Origin of the sequence: Acinetobacter sp. 22301 (genome assembly GCF_052045285.1) — a bacterium.
GTDB lineage: Bacteria > Pseudomonadota > Gammaproteobacteria > Pseudomonadales > Moraxellaceae > Acinetobacter > Acinetobacter pittii.
Map to the genome: position 1 here is coordinate 1 of NZ_JBQEOR010000021.1, position 18,759 is coordinate 18,759.

General features: G+C 36.6%; 18 protein-coding genes. 8 read left to right on the plus strand and 10 right to left on the minus strand.

Annotation, left to right across the window (positions count from 1 at the left end; translation table 11 throughout):
- The 5 genes from ACTJJH_RS18185 to ACTJJH_RS18205 all read left to right on the plus strand — a co-directional run.
- Window positions 1–80: IS3 family transposase (locus ACTJJH_RS18185; RefSeq protein ID WP_250234956.1), on the plus strand; the 80-nt coding region annotated here is incomplete at its 5' end.
- Between the two features lie 372 nt (window positions 81–452).
- Complete coding sequence (locus tag ACTJJH_RS18190) at window positions 453–1,211, plus strand: HD domain-containing protein (protein WP_440601556.1); 759 nt, start codon at window positions 453–455, stop codon at window positions 1,209–1,211.
- Between the two features lie 95 nt (window positions 1,212–1,306).
- The gene (locus tag ACTJJH_RS18195; RefSeq protein ID WP_440601557.1) at window positions 1,307–2,554 is read left to right on the plus strand and encodes a serine hydrolase; all 1,248 of its coding nucleotides are present in this window, start codon (window positions 1,307–1,309) and stop codon (window positions 2,552–2,554) included.
- 139 nt (window positions 2,555–2,693) lie between these two features.
- Window positions 2,694–3,314 carry an NUDIX hydrolase gene (locus tag ACTJJH_RS18200; protein WP_440601558.1) on the plus strand — a complete coding sequence of 207 codons (621 nt, stop codon included), beginning with the start codon at window positions 2,694–2,696 and terminating at the stop codon, window positions 3,312–3,314.
- A 178-nt stretch (window positions 3,315–3,492) separates the two neighbouring features.
- Window positions 3,493–4,191, plus strand: a complete 699-nt coding sequence (locus ACTJJH_RS18205) for a DUF1826 domain-containing protein (protein WP_440601559.1) — start codon at window positions 3,493–3,495, stop codon at window positions 4,189–4,191.
- 67 nt (window positions 4,192–4,258) lie between these two features.
- Here the strand turns inward: ACTJJH_RS18205 and ACTJJH_RS18210 are convergent, their stop codons facing one another.
- Entirely contained in the window at window positions 4,259–4,720 is a 462-nt protein-coding gene (locus ACTJJH_RS18210; RefSeq protein WP_440601560.1) for a DMT family transporter, read from the minus strand.
- 24 nt (window positions 4,721–4,744) lie between these two features.
- Window positions 4,745–6,133: an amidohydrolase family protein gene (locus ACTJJH_RS18215; protein ID WP_440601561.1), complete on the minus strand. Its 1,389-nt coding sequence runs from the start codon at window positions 6,131–6,133 to the stop codon at window positions 4,745–4,747.
- A 134-nt stretch (window positions 6,134–6,267) separates the two neighbouring features.
- Between ACTJJH_RS18215 and ACTJJH_RS18220 the strand changes: the two genes are divergently transcribed.
- Complete coding sequence (locus tag ACTJJH_RS18220) at window positions 6,268–7,167, plus strand: LysR family transcriptional regulator (protein ID WP_440601562.1); 900 nt, start codon at window positions 6,268–6,270, stop codon at window positions 7,165–7,167.
- A 188-nt stretch (window positions 7,168–7,355) separates the two neighbouring features.
- A complete protein-coding gene (locus tag ACTJJH_RS18225) occupies window positions 7,356–8,384 on the plus strand; it encodes a MerR family transcriptional regulator (RefSeq protein WP_440601563.1) in 1,029 nt (342 codons plus the stop codon).
- Window positions 8,385–8,507: 123 nt separating this feature from the next.
- Here the strand turns inward: ACTJJH_RS18225 and ACTJJH_RS18230 are convergent, their stop codons facing one another.
- The 4 genes from ACTJJH_RS18230 to ACTJJH_RS18245 form a co-directional block, all read right to left on the minus strand.
- Complete coding sequence (locus ACTJJH_RS18230) at window positions 8,508–8,978, minus strand: Csu type fimbrial protein (RefSeq protein WP_440601564.1); 471 nt, start codon at window positions 8,976–8,978, stop codon at window positions 8,508–8,510.
- Window positions 8,979–9,354: 376 nt separating this feature from the next.
- Window positions 9,355–11,208: a DUF3732 domain-containing protein gene (locus ACTJJH_RS18235; RefSeq protein WP_440601565.1), complete on the minus strand. Its 1,854-nt coding sequence runs from the start codon at window positions 11,206–11,208 to the stop codon at window positions 9,355–9,357.
- Window positions 11,205–11,657, minus strand: coding sequence for a three component ABC system middle component (locus ACTJJH_RS18240; RefSeq protein ID WP_161281931.1), 453 nt, complete (start codon window positions 11,655–11,657; stop codon window positions 11,205–11,207). Before ACTJJH_RS18240 ends, ACTJJH_RS18235 begins: the two co-directional genes overlap by 4 nt.
- Window positions 11,657–12,868, minus strand: coding sequence for a hypothetical protein (locus tag ACTJJH_RS18245; protein WP_161281930.1), 1,212 nt, complete (start codon window positions 12,866–12,868; stop codon window positions 11,657–11,659). Before ACTJJH_RS18245 ends, ACTJJH_RS18240 begins: the two co-directional genes overlap by 1 nt.
- A 701-nt stretch (window positions 12,869–13,569) precedes the next feature.
- Here ACTJJH_RS18245 and ACTJJH_RS18250 point away from each other — a divergent pair.
- The gene (locus tag ACTJJH_RS18250; RefSeq protein WP_005076813.1) at window positions 13,570–14,007 is read left to right on the plus strand and encodes a DUF2147 domain-containing protein; all 438 of its coding nucleotides are present in this window, start codon (window positions 13,570–13,572) and stop codon (window positions 14,005–14,007) included.
- Window positions 14,008–14,092: 85 nt separating this feature from the next.
- Here the strand turns inward: ACTJJH_RS18250 and ACTJJH_RS18255 are convergent, their stop codons facing one another.
- From ACTJJH_RS18255 to ACTJJH_RS18270, 4 genes are all read right to left on the minus strand, one after another.
- Complete coding sequence (locus ACTJJH_RS18255; protein WP_161281929.1) at window positions 14,093–15,397, minus strand: MFS transporter; 1,305 nt, start codon at window positions 15,395–15,397, stop codon at window positions 14,093–14,095.
- A 339-nt stretch (window positions 15,398–15,736) separates the two neighbouring features.
- A complete protein-coding gene (locus tag ACTJJH_RS18260) occupies window positions 15,737–16,333 on the minus strand; it encodes a cytochrome b (RefSeq protein WP_161281928.1) in 597 nt (198 codons plus the stop codon).
- Between the two features lie 12 nt (window positions 16,334–16,345).
- On the minus strand, window positions 16,346–17,410 hold the full coding sequence (locus ACTJJH_RS18265) for a catalase family peroxidase (protein WP_005070134.1): 1,065 nt from the start codon (window positions 17,408–17,410) through the stop codon (window positions 16,346–16,348).
- A gap of 316 nt (window positions 17,411–17,726) precedes the next feature.
- The gene (locus ACTJJH_RS18270) at window positions 17,727–18,290 is read right to left on the minus strand and encodes a TetR/AcrR family transcriptional regulator (protein ID WP_161281927.1); all 564 of its coding nucleotides are present in this window, start codon (window positions 18,288–18,290) and stop codon (window positions 17,727–17,729) included.
- Window positions 18,291–18,759 lie beyond the last annotated feature (469 nt).

The window sequence follows — 18,759 nt, forward strand, 5'->3', positions numbered from 1 at the left end:
ATAATCATGAGAGAATCAAGGTGAAGCTACAAGGTTTATCCCCTGTACAATATAGAAACCAGTTTTTAAAAACTGCTTAACTAACTGTCCAACTTTATGGGGTCAGATCATCCTACCGCTACGGGAGGGAACGAGGAGATGCTCACACAAGACTATTCCTCAGAAGAAATAATCCTGATGTGGTCGAAAAAAGCGGTCCGCGACGACCGACTGGCAATGTGGTCAGCAGGCGAAGAATAATATTCAGTCCTCTTTCAGTCAAGCACACAAAATGACATTTGCTTTAAAATAGATCATTAAAAAGCAAGGATAAATAATTAAAATTTATTGTTAAATTGGGGTTTATAAAACGCTTATCAATCAAAGTTCTAACGAGGTCTTAAAAGATACAACTTGCAAAAAATTATCTATGATAATATTTTAGAGTAATTACTCTAAAATGAGAGCTAATCATGAAAACTAAAAGAATTGGTTCATATCACTGGATGCAAGCTACAAATGGTCAGCTCAGCTTCAAAGAGAAAGTTAAGTTAATTCAAAAAATTATGCTGCCAAGTGTTATGGCCTCTATAAAAATAAATTACTTTCGGTTCAAAATTTCTAGCGATTTTGATATCGATCAGATCGTGATACCAGATACTCAAATGGTTAAAGTCGCGCTTGATGAACTAGAGGCTAAAGCAGATATATCTATCTATAATCATTCATGGCGCACCTATTTCTGGGGGGCTGCCCTAGGCAATATACAAAAGCAGCAATTTGATGATGAGTCACTTTTAATAGCCTCACTTTTTCATGATATTGGCTTAACTGAACAACATATTCATAGTAAAGGTTGTAACTGTTTTACCTATGAGAGTGCTAAACAATTTGAGCTAAAGGCTAAAGAACATAGCTTTGATGAGAAGAAAAGTGGAGTTATTAAAGATGCTATCTGCTTACATATGAACGGCTATATAGATCACTCTGACCCAGCAGAAATTACGCTATTACAGCAAGGTGCATCCTGTGATGTGATTAGTGATGGTCTATATAAACTCCCCTTATCTTTTAGGAAGGAAATTTTAGAAAAATATCCTAGAAAACAATTTAATAAAGAATTTATTGAGCTTATTGATTTAGAAAGTAAGAATGTACCAAATTCTCGAACTAGTTTATTAAGTAGTCTTGGTTTGCCGCTCATGATTAAGTCAAATTTATACGAAGAGTGAATTTTTATTAGTAATAATATTGATGGCTCAGAATAGCCTATTCGTTTAAAAATATTTATAAAAAATTATGATTTTTTAATCAATGAGGACATTCAATGAAGAATTTTCTAACCAAGAAAATGTATAAAACTAGAGCTTTATTTTTTGCTATAGGCGTCATGTCCATGAGTGTTTCTCCTATTATTATTCCTACTACTCACGCAGCTAAAGAACAAAAAATGGATAACTTATCTAATAAACTTTTACTCATTTTTGAAGATAAACCTATAGAACCCTCTTTATTCAACGCCGAATTTTTAGAAAAAGTTTCCATCGTACAAATTCAAAAAATCATTGATAATTTAAAAGTATCTTTGGGAACACTAAAAAGTATTAATATTTCTAATGGATCTGGGCTTATTTATTTCGAAAAAGCTGAATTACCAGTTTCAATTAGTTTAGACCAGCAAGGACAAATTAGTAGCCTTTGGTTTAGTGCTCCTCATTTTAAGACAGTTAGCCTAGATGAAATGGTTAAACGCCTGCATGAGAATGCAATAGGTAAAACATCTCTTTTAATTATGGTAGATAACAAACCTATCGTTATTGAAAACGATAAAACTCCAATGGCTGTGGGTTCTACTTTTAAATTGCTCGTTTTAAAGGCTTATGAAGAAGCTATAAAAAAAGGTGAATTAAGAAGAGAAAATATTGTTTACCTTAAGGAAAAAAATCGCTCATTGCCCACAGGAGTTCTACAAACACTACCTGCTAGCACGCCTGTAAATCTCGAAATTCTTGCTCAATTAATGATACAAACAAGTGATAATACAGCAACCGATAGCCTTATAGAGGTATTAAAAAAGCCCACTATAGAAGCTTTATCTCCAAGAAACTCACCAATACTGACGACAAGAGAGTTATTTCAACTCATTGATCCAGCCAATGAAAAATTAAGAAATAAATATAAAATTGGGACAAAATCTACCCGTTTAGAAGTACTCTCTGAACTAGACCACCTCCCACTACCGAGCGTTAATAATATTGGAAAATCGCCTACTTGGCAGGATGTTGAATGGTATATGTCAGCCAATGAGATTTGCCCTCTTCTTGAAAATGTACAACATGCCCCTGCTCTAAACAGTTCTTTAAATCCGCTCTTTAAGAATTTAAATTGGCAAAAAATTGGTTTTAAAGGTGGCTCCGAATATGGAGTAATCAATTTTTCTGTTATTGGGAAAACTCAAAAAGGTCATAAAGTTTGTGCAGTATTTACTGCAAATGGAAATGAACCACAGCCTGAATCAAAATTGGCAATATTGTTTACTGGAATACTTCAAGCAATTGACGCTATGAATAATTAGATAAAAAATTTCTGAATCATTGATCGTAAAGACCTCTCAAGGCTTTGCTTGAAATTTCAGTTAACAACTGTTTAATAGTGCTTCGTCTGAGTATGTCTTACCATAGCTAAAAGATATAAGCTTGAAGGCGTCTGTTGCAATGAATGACTCAGTGAAGTGGTTAGAAACTTTAAATAAAATTACTGGTATTGCTCAAACAGGTTTACATTATTCAAAAGATGTTTATGACAAAGAACGTTATGAACAACTCTTAGGGCACATTGAGTATTTATTAGAATTAAAAGAAATCAAAACAGAAAATTTTATTAATAACGTGCTCCAAGATGTAGGTTATGCCACTCCCAAACTAGATGTCAGAGCAGTTGTTTTTAAAGAAAATAAATTATTATTAGCAAAAGAAATTGGAGATGGGCGATGGTCTGTTCCGGGTGGATGGGCTGACGTAGGTTACTCAGCATCGGAAAATGCTGAAAAAGAGGTTCTAGAAGAGACAGGTTTACGAGTTAAGGCCATTAAATTATTAGCTTTAACTGATAGAACCAAGCACCCACACCCTCCCATGTTTTTACATGTGTATAAGGCTTTCTTCTGGTGTGAAATTATTGATGGTGAACTGACACCAAGTATTGAAACACCCGAAGTTGGATTCTTTGGCAGAGATGAGTTACCATCTATTTCTACAGCACGTGTAACAGAAGAACAAATACAGCAATTTTTTGATTATTTAGAGTCAGTACCAGAAATTACTAAATTTGATTAGTTAAAAAAATCAATGAAAAGAGAAATATCTATTATTGATAAAAAACTATTAGTTATTTAACTCTAGAATGTTCTTCTGAAGTAAGCCTAAGCTGGTTTAATAAATTGGAATGGAATATTTTTTGGCTAAGCTCAGGCTATAATATTAGACATGCTCTATTATTTTATCTAATTCTCATATGAAAAACGCATTTTCTGACAGCAACCAAATTAGAAAAGTGTCTAGTTTCTCTGAACTTGTAAATACACATTTTCAAGGAGAGACAAATGCGATTTGTTGGCACAGAAATTTGGTGGGTGACTTTAAAGAAATTGTGAATAAACTTCAGTTAAAAGAAAATATTACAGAAGTTTCTGTTGAAGACTTGTTAGCCCTACAACTTTCAGAAAAAGGCAATCTGGCAAGAAAAACTATTTTAGAAGATATCGAGCAGTTAACTGATTTCGGCGCATCGCCAGTACTTAACTTACTTAAACATTATGAACGCGATGAAGAGCTAGGCTTCATTTCAACAGATGTATATTCATTTCATGTTGATCGCTCTCCAATTGAAACCGATACATTCTTATGTACCTATCACGGCGCTGCCAGTGATATTGTGCCCAATAATCAGGTTGAACAAAAAGTTTTAATTCCCGAAATTAGAGAAAAGCTCAAAGAATTACATGACGGCTCTGATGCTAAATTTGAAGCCTTCTTGGCAGAGTATTTTTTTGATTTGCATTATCAGTCTAAACCCGATGCTCAACCTGTAAATTTAGGCACGGGACATATTTGGCGTTTAGCAGTAGATCATCCAACTCAAAAGGTTTTACCTTGTGTTCATCGAGCTCCAGTTGAAAAAGATGGCGAGTATCGATTGCTGTTGATTTGTTAAATATATTGCCACTCCATGAAGGGAAAGGCGTGGAGTCAACTTATATCAGGCGTTTTAAATCCAAAACTCATCCCCTGTCACCGAAAAGAGCAATCCCTAGACCTATCAGCATGACCAGTGTTCCACATAGTTTAAACATGGAAACTGGTCGTTCGGCCGCCCCTAGTAATCCAAAATGATCAATCAACAATGACGAGATAATTTGTCCAGCAATTGCCAGCCCTAGCAAAGCCGATAATCCGATTCTAGGTGCAAGGACGACATAGCTCAGCAGTGCACATGAACCTAGAACCCCTCCTAAAAGGGTCCACCACGGCTGGGTTGGAATAGCGATCAGTGAAGAAGCTATTCCTCCCCGCATTAGAGAATAAATCCCAAGGCATATGGCACCAGAAGTAAACGAGAATAATGCCGCTACAACAGAATCTCCACCTATACCTTTTGCCAGTTGGCCATTCAACGTGGTCTGTAGAGTAATCCCCAGCCCTGCAGCAAAAGCCATAAGGTAATAGATAACATTTATAGACATAGTGTTTGCTCCCTCTTAGACAACTTATTCAAGAGGTAGAAACGTCTCGGCAAAAATATCTGGAGCATAACCAGCCGCAACGAAAAGATGCTGGCGAGATTCATCAATCGCTGCACGAAGTTGCTCACTGTCCACACCCAACACTTTACCGTCACGTTTAACGATTCTTCCACCAATCATCACCGTATCGATATTGCTGCGTTCAGTTGCATGAACAACCGTGCCAAATGCATTACCAGACGGATAAAGATTAATGTCATCCGTTCGAATTAATATCAGGTCAGCTTGTTTACCGGGTGTCAGGCTGCCGATTTTTTCTTGCAGACCTGCACAAGTAGCACCATCAGCCGTTGCAGCTTTGAGAAGGTTCTGCGCCTGAAAGGTCACTGGCGAATGTGCTGAACCACAACATTTGTTTTGGTGCATGCCCATTACACGCTGTAAGTAAAATGCTACGCGCATTTCCATAAACATATCGCCACTATAAGACGTTTCATTATCTACACTCAAACCAGGTCTAATGCCATGACGTAGAGCCGATTGCATGGCAAACATACCGTCTTCGATACCATAGTGAGCATCTGATCGTGGGCATACGTTTACTCGCACTCCAGCTTCGCGCAAAATTTTCCATCCAGCATCTGGCAGCGAGGTACAGTGGTTAAAGATATTATCTGGCCCTAACAGACCTTGTTGATGCAGACCCTCTAGTGCAGCAGCCATTTCCCCACCAAAAAATTCAGTAATGATTGGTAGCCCTAATCTGCGTGCCTCAGCCCATAATTCGGGTTCTAACTGAGCCATGGCAGCTAATGACACCAAACCGTTTTTACTATTTTTAAAATATTTTTCTTGAAGACGTTCGAGATTACTAGGCCAGTTCGCTCTATCCCAATCTCCTGTTACTGGTGCACCAGAAGCGTGTACAGCCCGAATACCAGCATCTAGTAAAGCTTCAACAGCCGCATCAGAGTGGGCCGCACTGCGACTATTGTGTGAGTTATCAATCAATGTTGTGATACCCGCATCTATACAACTTAGAGCTGTAAGCAAATTACCGATGTACATATCTGCTGGGCGATAATACTTGGCAAAAGAATAATGCGTCGCGTTGCAATAGTCTTCTAAGCTTTCGGCATTCGGATTAATCCGTCGTAATTGTCCTTCCCATGAATGTCGATGGGTATCAACCATACCCGGCATCGCGATCATATTGGATGCATCAATAATAGCTGCACCTTCGGCTTCTAAATTTTCACCAACGGCGATAATCGTACCGTTCTCGATAAGAATATCTCCGCGAACCATGTTCCCAATTACGCTATCCATGCTTAGGATCGTCGCCCCGCGAATCAGTGTTCTATTTGGCGAAGACTCAGTCAGCTGCACTATGTTTCTGTTGTAATCAGTCATCATTATTCCAACTTCTCAAATGTATGTTGAAAATCTATCTGAAGTGATAATGCTGAAAAAGCTGGTTAAACTGTTTTTATTATTCAGTAAAAACGAATAATCTAAGAGTGTGAGTATAGTATTGGGACAAAGGTATGAGATTGGATCGTATTCAGGCAATGCAGATTTTTGTTCGGGTGGCAGAAGCTAGGAGCTTTATCCACGCGGCAGAAGCACTTTCACTACCCGCTTCAACAGTCACCAGCACAGTTAAAAATCTTGAAAAGTATTTACAGGTACGCCTGTTAAATAGGACAACGAGACGGGTTAGCCTGACTCCAGAGGGAGCAGAATATCTCATCCAGTGCCGAGAAATAATCGACCTCATTGAACACACCGAATCCAACCTGACTAACGCCATCAAACAGCCACAGGGCCGATTACGAGTTGATATGCCTGCGGGCATTGCTCATTCGGTCATCATGCCCAATCTGCAAGAGTTTCAACAGCGTTACCCTGATATTTATCTCATGATAGGTGTCAGCGATAGACAAGTAGACCTGATTAAGGAAGGCGTGGACTGTGTAATCCGCATGGGAAATTTAGAGAACTCCACGCTGGTAGCCCGCCCTCTTGGTGAGTTTCACTGGGTCACATGCGCTTCAGCTGCATATTTAAAAGAAAATGGATTTCCACAAACTCCTAATGATTTGGAACATCACCGAGCTATTCATTATTTTTCAGGGAGCAACAGACACGCTGGTGAAATGCGCTTTGTACGAAATGAAGAAAAAAAAACTGTACAAATGAATGGTACTGTTGCCGTTAATGAAACTGAGCTTTATATCAAAATGTGCCTTGAAGGATATGGCCTCGCTCAACTTGCAGAAAGACTTGTGATAGATCACTTAAAAGAAAAACGACTAATCGCAGTATTACAAGACTGGTGTCCACCACCTGTTGCCGTGACTTTACTTTATCCACATCAGCGTTTTCTTTCACCAGCAGTACGGGTGTTTTCTGACTGGATAGACGAGCTCATTAGGAATTATTAAACCAACTCACTTTAAAAGACCTTTTTTTAAGATCTCGCAATGAAACTCAGGTAATTATTGAAATAAAGAGATAAATTCGAATATTTACTAAAGCAAAAATAATGAAAAAATATGATTTAAAGTAGTTGACCCTCACGTAACGTAAGCCCCTAGCATAAAACACGCCTAAGGAAGAAGGAGCTAAAAAGATGCTGTTAAAAGTTGGTGAATTGGCTAAGCAAACAGGACTTACTGTCCGTGCTCTTCATCACTATGACGATATCGGTTTACTTCAGCCTTCGGTCCGTTCCGATGCTGGTTATCGACTATACACCCGTAAAGACATTACTCGTTTGCATCAGATTCAAGCATTACGAGGACTGGGAATGTCGTTATCCGAAATCCATACGGTTCTTGAAGACCCCAATCTTGCACTTTTACCGATTATTGATCAGCAGATTCAAGCAATTGATCAAAGGCTGATAGAGCAAAAGAAATTGCGAAATCAGCTCAGCAAACTTAAATCTCAGATCATAAGTGGTGAAGAGCTTGGTTTGGAGGATTGGCTAAAAACACTGGAGCTTATAGCGATGTTTGAAAAATACTTTACAAAAGAAGAGCTTGAAAAACTGACTTTCTTACAAGCAGGCACTAAAAGCCACCAAGAATGGCAAGAGTTAACTCAAGCAGCAAATGCACTATTTAATGCTGGCGAACCATCTAATAGCGAAGCCGCTCAAGACTTGGCTCGTAAGTGGATGAAAACTCTTGAGCACAATACGCGAGCTAACCCAAAATGGTTAGTTAAACTAAATGCTTTAAACTCAGCCGAGCCTGAATTTCAGGAAAAATTAGGCGTAACGCCAGAAGTTGTTGAGTTTTTACTTAAAGCTTTTTCTGAGAGTAAGCTGAGTATTTTTGCCCGTTATTTATCTGACGATGAGTTTACTTTTTTAAAAGAAAATTACATTCGTGAGATGAAAAAATGGCCTCAATTATTGGTCGATATTGAAAAATTGATTGATGCCGAGGTCACACCAGATAGTGATGGAGCAAAGCATTTGGCACAACAATGGCTCTCTATGCTACAAGGCTATGCTGGCAAAAACCCAAGTACTCAAGAAAAAATCCGTACAGCAATGCAAAATGAAACAAGCCTTGCTGACGGTACTTGGCTCAAACCAGTGACTCTACAATTTCTTGAAAAAGCAGTAGCAGCACTAATGCGTGGTGCTTAGTTCTATTAAAGCAGCAGGCTACACCATAATCTGGTGTAGCTTTTTAAAATACTCTATTCACCCCTAAAAACAGTTTTTTTTATAAATTAGTTTTGATATTTATGAGTATTTTGGTTTTTACGATTAATATATAACATTCACACGAACCCAATCTTCATACTTGGTTGCCTGAACATTCGTACTTGATATGATTGCCCCATGAATAGGAATATTTTCTTTCATCCCTGTCGCAATTCGTGAAGGTATTTTACCTGCCGCCCCTCCCCAAATTTGAGTATGGCCCGCATCTTGATACAGTACATATGCAACAGATGCTGGGCTGGCAGTAGATTTAAGTTCAAAGTTATTGTCTGAGGTTACAGCCAATTGATACGGTGTATTTTTGCTGCATTGCACAGTTACATCCGTTCTAGCAGTAGGAACTGGCTGAGCACGTTCAACCGAACCAAAATCTAAGTTTCCTTGTGTGGAAACTTCACAAGTTTCTAGAATGGTTAAACTGACCCTTAACGATGTAGATGCATTTCCAGCATCTGCACTATTTATTGTCAGCATTCCCATCAGAGAAAATAAGGCATGTCTAATGACTTTCATTTCTTCTCTCCTTAACTTTTTGTTCTAATGTCTATTCATCTTTATATTGTGTTTTTTCTGTTCCTATTAAAGAAACAGCTTTCAGGATTGTTTAGTTATAAGACTTAATATTGCACAGTGTCAATCTATACTAATCACATGATTTGCATATTATTTTTATAATTTGTGATGAGTTACACGCAATCTAACTAATTTAAAAAGTAGTGGATGTTTTTTATTTCTTTTAAGTGTGTACACCTATTTATCGAATGATAGATTGCAACTATTGGATACATCAATTCAATGATCAACCAAGGAATAAATCTTATTATTTATGCAGCTCAACAAAAATTTATTGCGGCAATTTTCTGAGCTGCACATAATTTTAAGTTGGAACCTACTCACCTGAATCTTTATTTTCAGGAATATCAAGAATAAGCCCATAATCATCACGGAGTTCTTTATCCACAAGATGAAATCTATCCAAATTCAGTAAAGTCCAATGTTCCATCCCAATATGTTCTAATAAAATAATTTGGAATCCATCATATTTATCCATATCGGTCACAAATTGATTCAATTCTATTAATACTTTATCTAAGCTACGTATATCGTCATTTGGCTCGCCATTACTTGAAAAGTAAGGAGTACTAACTTGGTCAAGAACCAAGAAAGAAGGAACCCAAGGAATTCGCATTTTTTTAGCTATTTCATGTATTGCAAGAAAATATGAAACATGAAGGTAAAGATAATTTGACGCACTTCCTACATCAGGCATATTCTCTAGAATATTAAAGTCTGGAGAGCGTAAATGGATCAACTTTTCTTTTTCATAATATGAAGCTGAGAAACCTTCATAACCTTTCAAAGGTAGATTAGCGAGTCGTTTATTAATTAAATAATTTAGTTCCTGTTTAGCTAAATTACTTTTTTCTTCATTCTCATCAACTATTCGTTTTAAAGCCGCTATTGCACTATCAAAGTCGTCCTCTACCTGATATCCATAATTTTCAATACGGCTATACACTTCAAGTTTAGCTTCAAGACGCCCTAAATATCTATAATAATCACTAGGATTATATGCAATTACTTGGTTTTCCTTTATTGCATACAATTCATTCTTAAGAGCTCGAATTTCTTCCTCATTCTGATGGATAATATTTTTTACCTCATCCATAAAAGGAAAACTCTTACGGTTATTCAGTGAAGATTTTATATCTGAAAGTTCTTGCCCTAATCGAGCAATAATTTTATTAGCAAATTCTGATGGAAATAAATTATCGGCTTGTTTATTAAAAATACTAACTGGTTTTAGTGAATCCTCAACTGCTTTAAGCTCATCAATATAAATAGATTTATTATCAAGAAATGCTTTTAATTGGCGATTTTTAGCAGTTAAACGGAATATTTCACGCTCAATCCTCTCAATTTCATGATTTTGGTTACTGGGAATGATAGGCGTCTGAACCAAATCTTGTAATGCAGTAATACTCTCGTCATAAGTTTCAGGAATATTTTCAATTACTCCAAGCAAATGAGCCTCTTTAGATAACGTTCCTACCTCTTCAGAAAATACTTTTGCAGATCTTTCATAAGATTCATTTTTCCTTATTTGAATAGATCTTTTCCGCTCCAGCTCTGCAAGACGACTACGGGATAACGCAGTATCCACATTCTCAGCACCAATAGCCATTCTAAATGTTCGTTCAATTGCTTCCTGATATCGGCCATCAGTCGGACGAATGTAAAGATGATCAGGTGCAACAATAGTATTTTGATCTTGATAGCTATACGCCAGAAAGTTGCGGAAAGAGACTTTCGATCCTGCTTGAATATATTTTCCTCCATAAGGCACTCGTAAATCAGTATCAATACCAAATGCACCACTTAAGACTCTTTTTAAATTATCAATTCTGATATTTAAAAATGGCAAGGGTGGAATAACACCATTTTCACTAAAATACGCTTGATCATTTGCACCTTTGCTCTCCGAAGGACGTGCTATAACTATTTCCTTACCATCTATAGAAAGCTTAATTCCATACCATTCAACTTTTGAATCAATATTTGTTTTTGATATCCCTTTGGTTTCACTTGCTAGCAAACAATAGTCTATAATAAATAAAATTGAAGATTTTCCTTTACCAGAATCTCCAGTAATAACATTCACACGATTAGGTAGAAAATCAAGAGTTCGTTTAATACCATTCTTTTGCCAAAGTACAATATTTGAAATTTGAATATTACTCACAAATCGATCCTAAATGTTTGATAAAGATTTATATTAGTTTCATTTAAAAGGAACCCAAGTTTAGGGCCTGCAGCTAAAATATCTGTGGCAATTTTTCCAATCTCATTTTTATTTTGAAAAAATATTTGCTTTTTGAGCGTCAAATATTCACCCTTGAGTGTTGCAATACCTAATTCCTGTATAAGAATTATGCTATTTAATGAAGTTATGACTAAGTCTTCATATCTTGCCCGAACATTAATGAAAGCTTCGGGATTAGAAAGCAGTAGATCTTTACTACTTAATACAACACTATTTTTTCTTTTAAGGATTGAACGAATATTTTTATCAAAAAGTAAAGGTAAAACTAGCATCACTTTTGCTAGTGATAATCGATGTTCATCTGAGTTTTCTAAAGCACTTTGTATTGCAACTACACCCATTAATTCATTGTGAAATAAACGATTCATTATTCGAATTTTCCTTTCCAGTCCTTGCGCCAACCAATCCGAGGTAGATTGGAAAGCTTGATATATTTCCCACAACTCAAATTAAGGGGAAGCTCAACATTGCCTGCTTTCAAAGAACTTCTCATCGTTTGATAGTAACAATCTAATGCCGCTTGAAAATTTTTATCTTCATTATCGCTAGTACTTGTTCTATGTATTTGATTATGAATTAACTTCCAATCAGATATGGCCTTATACTCTAATCTTTTATTTTCACTTGCGCTAAATGAACCTGCATCTTCCAAGGACTTCATAAACTCTTCGGCAAGCATCATTTCAATTCCCCTATCCACAATTTCCTCATCATCAATACCGATATCTTTGAGCTGGTCATGAAATTTACTACTTCTAAATGAAAGAGTATCTGGGCGTTGGTAGTCGTAATACATATCAAGGAATTCATCAAAATCCGCAGGTAAAGCACGGGCAGATCTAATAATTCTGTCAAAGCCCATCTCATTTCGAAAAATATCAAAAGTAATTTCTACCTTCTCACCCTTTATAATTCTTGAAAATTTAGATTCTTTGAATGAACCTACTATATATTTTCTGGTTTCATCAATACGTGAAACTGGAATAGCTAACTGTCTTAATGCTAAAGAAATTCTATTAATTATTGCAGAATTGTCTGAATGAAATTCAAATCTTGTAAAGATAAATTCAACATGTTCATCACTAGCCTCGGCGATGGCTTTTACATATTTTGCAATTGGATTACTTGAATCACTAGGCTTCTTTTTTAATTCTGCTTCAGAAATATCTTGATGAGTTTTATTGATAAAATTAAGTATCTCTTTAAGATTCTTGGAGGGATATTTCAGTAAACTAACAAATTCTTGATTATTTAGTTTCTTATTAGTGTACAACTGAAACTTAAGTTGTAAATGGGATGGTAACTCGGGAACTAGCTTTAGCCAATTATAAAAAGTCTTCCATATATCGATATCTCTGTCACTAATATTACTAGCATCAATTGAATGCTTTACTTGAATAAGGAGAAGCTCTTTAGCTACTCCATTATCATCATTGGTCGTTACATGGATGTCATCATAGACCTCTAATCCTAAAGACTGTTCTGGTCTAAGCTCAATAAGTTTTTCAATAAAAACAAAATCCTGAAATTCAAAACCAAGCGATTGCTTATCTGCCGCTACCTTTTGTAAATGACTCATATAAATTTGCTCGATTTTAAGGATCTATACTGCTTCTACTCTATTGTTTTGCTAATGCAATATATTTTATGCATTTCTATCATCCTACAAATAATAAAACAAGCTAATAAAATAATCAAAACCCCCAACTCTTCCACTCTACGCTAATTAGTACAATTTTCACTTCAATTCAAGCATAGAAACTTAACTTTTGCTGTATTCTATATAAAACTCTACTTAGTTTATTTTTTGAGTAGGATAATCAAAGATAGTTTAGATTTAAAAAATTTTATTATAATTAATTTCACCTCATAAATATAATAGCCTAGCCATATTAAAATATTAAATAGAATCATATTTAATTATTTAACAAAGCCAACTAGAATCATTTAATAATTTAAATAAAAATATAGATAAATTTAAAATATAATACTTTAAGAAATAAAAATTATTCATAAAATTCTATATTCTATATAACTTTCCTAATTAGTATTTTTCCTTCTCTTCTCCCCACTCAATAGTAATTTTTAAAAGTTTAACAATTCTGTCCATTCTCGCAATTGCATAAAAAAACCGATCAAAATAATATCCAAACAAATAGATTATAACTTTGCATATTATTTAGCTTATAGATTCAATACTAAGAAAATTGTGAAGTTAAATTTAAAATGAATAATTCTGGCCTTTAAAACCATTTATTTTTAATTCGAGAAAACATTGATATGAAAAAATATTTACTCTTACTTTTACTTAGCTTTTATTCGGTTCATTCATTTGCATCGGACAAATTACATGGCAGTGTTTGGAAAACCATTGATGATGCAACCAATCAGCCTAGGGCGCTGGTAAGATTTAACCAAGATAAAAATGGCAACCTCTCTGCAAACATCGAAAAAATACTTGTTCCAAGTGAGGCTAACAAATGTACGATGTGTGAAGGTACCTACAAAAACAAATCTTTGATTGGCTTAACCATCGTCAAAAATTTAAAAAGTGTCGGTCAAAATAAATATGACAAGGGATCTATCCTCGACCCACAGTCTGATAAAACCTATCGCTTTAGCCTAACAGTATCACCAGATGGTGAAAAACTTACTGCGCGTGGATATATTGGTATCTCTGCAATTGGTCGAAATCAAACGTGGTATCGAGTTAAATAGCTCATGAAGTAACAGTAACCAACTCTTTGTAACTACTTACCGATCATAATTACAGTCAGTATGTGCATGATGGATGTAATAGTTTTTATGATCGGTACTTAGCTTGAATCATCAGCATAATAATGACGAGTAGCGAAGGTATTGCAGCAATCACGAATAAATGGGTAATGACCAGAAATTGGGAAAGGTAGCCACCAAATAGCGGCCCAATAACCGAACCCAAACGGGCAATTCCGATACTCCAGCCCACGCCTGTAGTACGAAGTGAAACTGGGTAATAACTGGCAGACAGTGCATTAATGGCAGGTTGCCCACCAACAATGGCAAAGCCAGCAATAAAAATGATAATAAATAATAAAACAATATGGCTAACAACATAGCCAATTAAAGCAACACTAATCACTGCAACCAAAAAAACAGGAATTAATACTTTATAAAATCCTGTCTTATCGATTTTAAGGCCCATCACAACACTACCAACCGTACCGCCTAATTGTAGAGTGGAACCGATCAACAATGCCTGATTTAATGAAAGTCCTGACTCTTTGGCCAAAGTCGGAAGCCAGTTTGCCAGAAAATATAGACTGATCATATTTAAAATACTAATGATCCAGATGGAATAGGTAAAAAACGCGCGCTGATTTTTAAACAACTCAAGCGGTGATTTTTTAACCTCAACCTCAGTGTTATTAATAATTTTTATTTCTGAATTGAATGTTAATGCGGGATAAAACTTCTTTAACCAAAATAAAATTTTAGGAGTATTTTTATTATCTTCACTCAAAAAATATAAAGATTCTGGCATCTTAAAGTATGTGATAAAGAAAATAATTAAAGGAACAATACCGCCAAAATAGAAAATTGCCTGCCAGCCTCCCCAAGGAACTAGTAAGGCGGATATACCGCCCCCTAACATTGCCCCTACCGTATAGCCACAAGAAATGACCATCATGGTAAAAATACGAGATTTGAATGGAACAATTTCGGAGCTATAAGCCATAACATTTGGCATGATACCTCCTAAAAAAATTCCTGTAACAAAGCGGATTGCAGTCAATTGCTCAATATTGCCCACATGTGGCGTCACCAGCATCAACACCGAGAACATAAAAGTCGAGATCAGTAAGATGGGACGGCGGCCAAAACGATCAGAGAGTGAACTTAATAAAAATGATCCAACAAACAAACCAAATAAGCTGGCGCTAAACACAATTCCTAGCATGGATTTTTGAACGCCCCATTCTTCTATAATCATTGGGGCTGCGTAAGCCATAGACTGGATGTCATAGCCATCCATAATCATCAGTAATAAACAGGTGATCAGAATAAATTTTTGATAGCGTCCAACTTTCTGCTGATTGATCAGATCACTTAATGCAACTTCTTTCATGGTATTCCCTTCTCCATGACATGCTTTAAATTAATTCATTTTAATTATTCAATACGTAATCAATTTACGATTAACGTAAAATAAAATAGCAATAATATGCCAATAAAGTCAAAATATTATTTTTTTATAATATAAACAAAAAGTTAGATCAGGTGATTTGATTCTAGCTGAGTAATGATTTCATCTTATTGCACAGGGGCTATGGTCTGCTCATCTAACAAAAAACAAGCAAACCATACATCCTATTATTTAAATTATTTTTAGATTCAAACAGATGATTTAAAAAGCACTCCAAAGCTTTTCCCTCTCATCCGCCTGATCTGAGTTAAATAATTCCCCTCAATCAACATTCTCCTTTTCAGCAGAAGACCCTTTACTTGATGGTTCAGAAGAACCCAAAGCCATACTTGAGAATACGCCATCGCGATAAATCCATGCATGTAATAACGCAGCAGACAAATGACCAATAACCACAGCAAATAGTAGCCAAGCCAAAATTCCGTGTAGAGTACGGAACCAAGCATAAAGCGTAGAGTTGGTGGGTGCTATAGGTGGAAGGTCCCAACCCGGAAATAAAGTTACAGGCCAATTACCTGCCGATAGCGTAGCCCATCCGAGCAATGGCAAACTAAACATCAAAAGATAAAGCAGCCAATGTGATGCATGGGCCATAAATGCCTGCCAGCGCGGTACAGTCGGCGGCAAAGGTGGAATTGGAAAATAGAGTCGATTTATTAATCTAATGATGACCAATAATAAGATTGCGATTCCTAAAGGACGATGGATATCGATTAACCACGGACGCCAAGTGATTGAGGTTGTCATTCCAACACCAATAAATAGCATGGCCAAAATCGCTACCGCCATAAGCCAATGTAGAATTCGAGCAGTCAAATTAAAATGACGTGGAGCATTATTTTTAGATTTGTTTTGCATGGCTGATCTCTCCTATTTGCCCACGGCATCCGTTGCTTTGCCAAATCCAATTTCACGTAAGCGAGCATTGTAAGATTGTGAATAGATGCCTGCTCGTGCGGCGAGTACCGGATCATCTGATAACTCAATTCCCGGTGGAACTAGTGTTGGATCAAAATTAATGTCACGGCAAACGCCATTTACCTGTTCAGTTACATTTTTGACTTCCAATGTTCCTGCTATCACTTCTTTGCGTTCTTTTGGCCAAGGTTGAGACGGGTCATTCACTGGGTCTCCCGGCTCGGCAAGTTGCAAAACTAAATCCCAATATAGCGGCCCTTCAGCTAAACGTTTTTTGATGTCTTTAAATAAAAAATCATGGCCAGCTTGATCACGTTGTTCTTTCGTCAGACTAATAAATTTTGAATGAGGACGCATAGACCAACGGACTGGCTGTTCTTGTCCATTGGCAGCCCGCAATATAAAAGCATTTACGACATAAAATTCTGCGCCACTGAAACTACCGGTTAATGGCATCTTCGCCTTTTGCTCAATAGACTTACGTGCTTCTGGATATTCTTTTAAGAAAGCCTCAACAAGGGCTGGATCGGGTTTGCCAGTAGCTGGAACTGGTTTAAATGCTTTTTGCTGCGCCAAAAAACCTTCAGCATTTCGTGTAGGGAAATAGGGAAAGTTGTTTAATTTCATGCGCCATTGTGAATGATCAGCTGCGGAAAGTAATAAAGCCATACTTACGGTTGCTGTCGAATTATCTGCTGCATGCGGGTTACCACTTCCAATAGAAAAACGGCCAATCGCTGGTATATCAGACTTGGCAAATACAGTGGCTTTAGAGAGTGCCGCCGCCGCACCATTACTGTGGTAAGTGCCATCAAAACAAATACCCTTACCGTGTGCACGTCGATATCCGGGATCAAAGTTATTTAATGAGTCTCCCAAAAAAGTTTTGCTTGTGGTGCGATGTCCAAATAGACCAGCGACCCAAGCAAATGCCAATACTAAAGAGCCCGCGATTACAGCAATACCCACGAATCGCAGCCAATACTTCTTTAGAGTTTTAAAATTCAAATTATTCATTCTTTATCCTGTGTAAATTGTATGGCTGCATCCCTAAAAAAGAGTTTGATCATGTCAAAAGAGACTTACTTACATTGATGGAATCACGTTCAAAATTAGCTGAGTAAATAAAATCCCGAAAGTTCTGGATCCAATAGAGATAAGCCTTAATATAATATTTATTTCCTGATCATATAAGGTACGCACCTCGGGGTTAGTATTAATCTTATTAACATTTGAATGGAGATAAATAAAGCATGGGAACGAAGAATCTAGAAGCTCCCACATTGACCGAAAGAGTCCGAAGAGGTGATCTTTTTAAAAGCGAGCTCGTTAACTAGTGATGATTGATCATAGAGATGAGAAAACAATCTAACACCCTTTCTCTCTCATCTTTCTGTTCTGAACTTAAAAGCTGAATAATTGCACCCTCAATCATATATAGAAATAGCTTGGCGTCCTGAAAAGTCGCATCCCTTTTGAGTGCTCTAAGCTGGCTATAGATTTCATTAATGAGCCATGTTCTATATCTCACCGCGGTTTGATAGGCTTTTGGATGGGTCAGTTTTGTTTCAAACATGGCTTTAAACAATAAATAGTACAGTCCCTCTAAATCGGTATGTAAGAAATAAAGTTTCTTAAGTTTTTCCTTCACGCTTGAACCTTGGTCGTATTCAACAATTGAAACCACTTTTTCTTTTAAACGTTCTTTTTGTACGATTAAACAGATTTCAATAAACCGCTCTTTTGAATGAAAGAAGTTATAAAAAGTCGCTTTAGTAATTTTTGACTCTTTCACAATTCTGTCGACCCCAACCGTATGAAAGCCGTGATGGTGAAGTAAGTCAATCGACGTATTAATAACTTGAATAGCACGTGTTGAGAGAACTAACTTTGGCATAGTTTTACCGTTATAAAAATTCTTGTTGTATATAAATGAGATAAAAAACCTGTGCCCTTTTTGGGAGAAAAAAAGGCACAGCAAAGCCTATAAAGACTGTGCTTGGCACATCTCAAGTTTTATTGTTGAGTAAGTTTTTGGTCGTGACGATTTAAAGCCTGAAAACCTTAGGGCAATCAAACTGCTTTAAACGTTTAAGCTGTGTCGTAATAGCTTATGGCAAGGGCTGCCAAGAAATAATGGATGTGCAAAGCCAACTCCTTTTTATTGGGAGCTCTGCCAGACATTAAATTTATGGTGGCAGAACGAAAGAGGGTTGACGGACTGGTCATAGAGCCAGCACACCCGAAGGTGTCCCCCTCCCGTTCTGAACTGCACCCCATAAGTTAGACTTTTAAAACTTATGAGGTGTGCTCTATGCCAATTCCGAAGCATTCAAAAGAGTTAAAATTAAAAGTCATTCAAGCTT

Excerpts from the sequence above, each read along its gene's own strand:
- ACTJJH_RS18215 (WP_440601561.1), bottom strand. The coding sequence starts at position 6,133 with ATGACTGATTACAACAGAAACATAGTGCAGCTGACTGAGTCTTCGCCA.
- ACTJJH_RS18250 (WP_005076813.1), top strand. The coding sequence starts at position 13,570 with ATGAAAAAATATTTACTCTTACTTTTACTTAGCTTTTATTCGGTTCAT.
- ACTJJH_RS18200 (WP_440601558.1), top strand. The coding sequence starts at position 2,694 with ATGAATGACTCAGTGAAGTGGTTAGAAACTTTAAATAAAATTACTGGT.
- ACTJJH_RS18245 (WP_161281930.1), bottom strand. The coding sequence starts at position 12,868 with ATGAGTCATTTACAAAAGGTAGCGGCAGATAAGCAATCGCTTGGTTTT.
- ACTJJH_RS18230 (WP_440601564.1), bottom strand. The coding sequence starts at position 8,978 with ATGAAAGTCATTAGACATGCCTTATTTTCTCTGATGGGAATGCTGACA.
- ACTJJH_RS18210 (WP_440601560.1), bottom strand. The coding sequence starts at position 4,720 with ATGTCTATAAATGTTATCTATTACCTTATGGCTTTTGCTGCAGGGCTG.
- ACTJJH_RS18205 (WP_440601559.1), top strand. The coding sequence starts at position 3,493 with ATGAAAAACGCATTTTCTGACAGCAACCAAATTAGAAAAGTGTCTAGT.
- ACTJJH_RS18265 (WP_005070134.1), bottom strand. The coding sequence starts at position 17,410 with ATGAATAATTTGAATTTTAAAACTCTAAAGAAGTATTGGCTGCGATTC.
- ACTJJH_RS18225 (WP_440601563.1), top strand. The coding sequence starts at position 7,356 with ATGCTGTTAAAAGTTGGTGAATTGGCTAAGCAAACAGGACTTACTGTC.
- ACTJJH_RS18240 (WP_161281931.1), bottom strand. The coding sequence starts at position 11,657 with ATGAATCGTTTATTTCACAATGAATTAATGGGTGTAGTTGCAATACAA.
- ACTJJH_RS18220 (WP_440601562.1), top strand. The coding sequence starts at position 6,268 with ATGAGATTGGATCGTATTCAGGCAATGCAGATTTTTGTTCGGGTGGCA.
- ACTJJH_RS18195 (WP_440601557.1), top strand. The coding sequence starts at position 1,307 with ATGAAGAATTTTCTAACCAAGAAAATGTATAAAACTAGAGCTTTATTT.
- ACTJJH_RS18270 (WP_161281927.1), bottom strand. The coding sequence starts at position 18,290 with ATGCCAAAGTTAGTTCTCTCAACACGTGCTATTCAAGTTATTAATACG.
- ACTJJH_RS18255 (WP_161281929.1), bottom strand. The coding sequence starts at position 15,397 with ATGAAAGAAGTTGCATTAAGTGATCTGATCAATCAGCAGAAAGTTGGA.
- ACTJJH_RS18260 (WP_161281928.1), bottom strand. The coding sequence starts at position 16,333 with ATGCAAAACAAATCTAAAAATAATGCTCCACGTCATTTTAATTTGACT.
- ACTJJH_RS18190 (WP_440601556.1), top strand. The coding sequence starts at position 453 with ATGAAAACTAAAAGAATTGGTTCATATCACTGGATGCAAGCTACAAAT.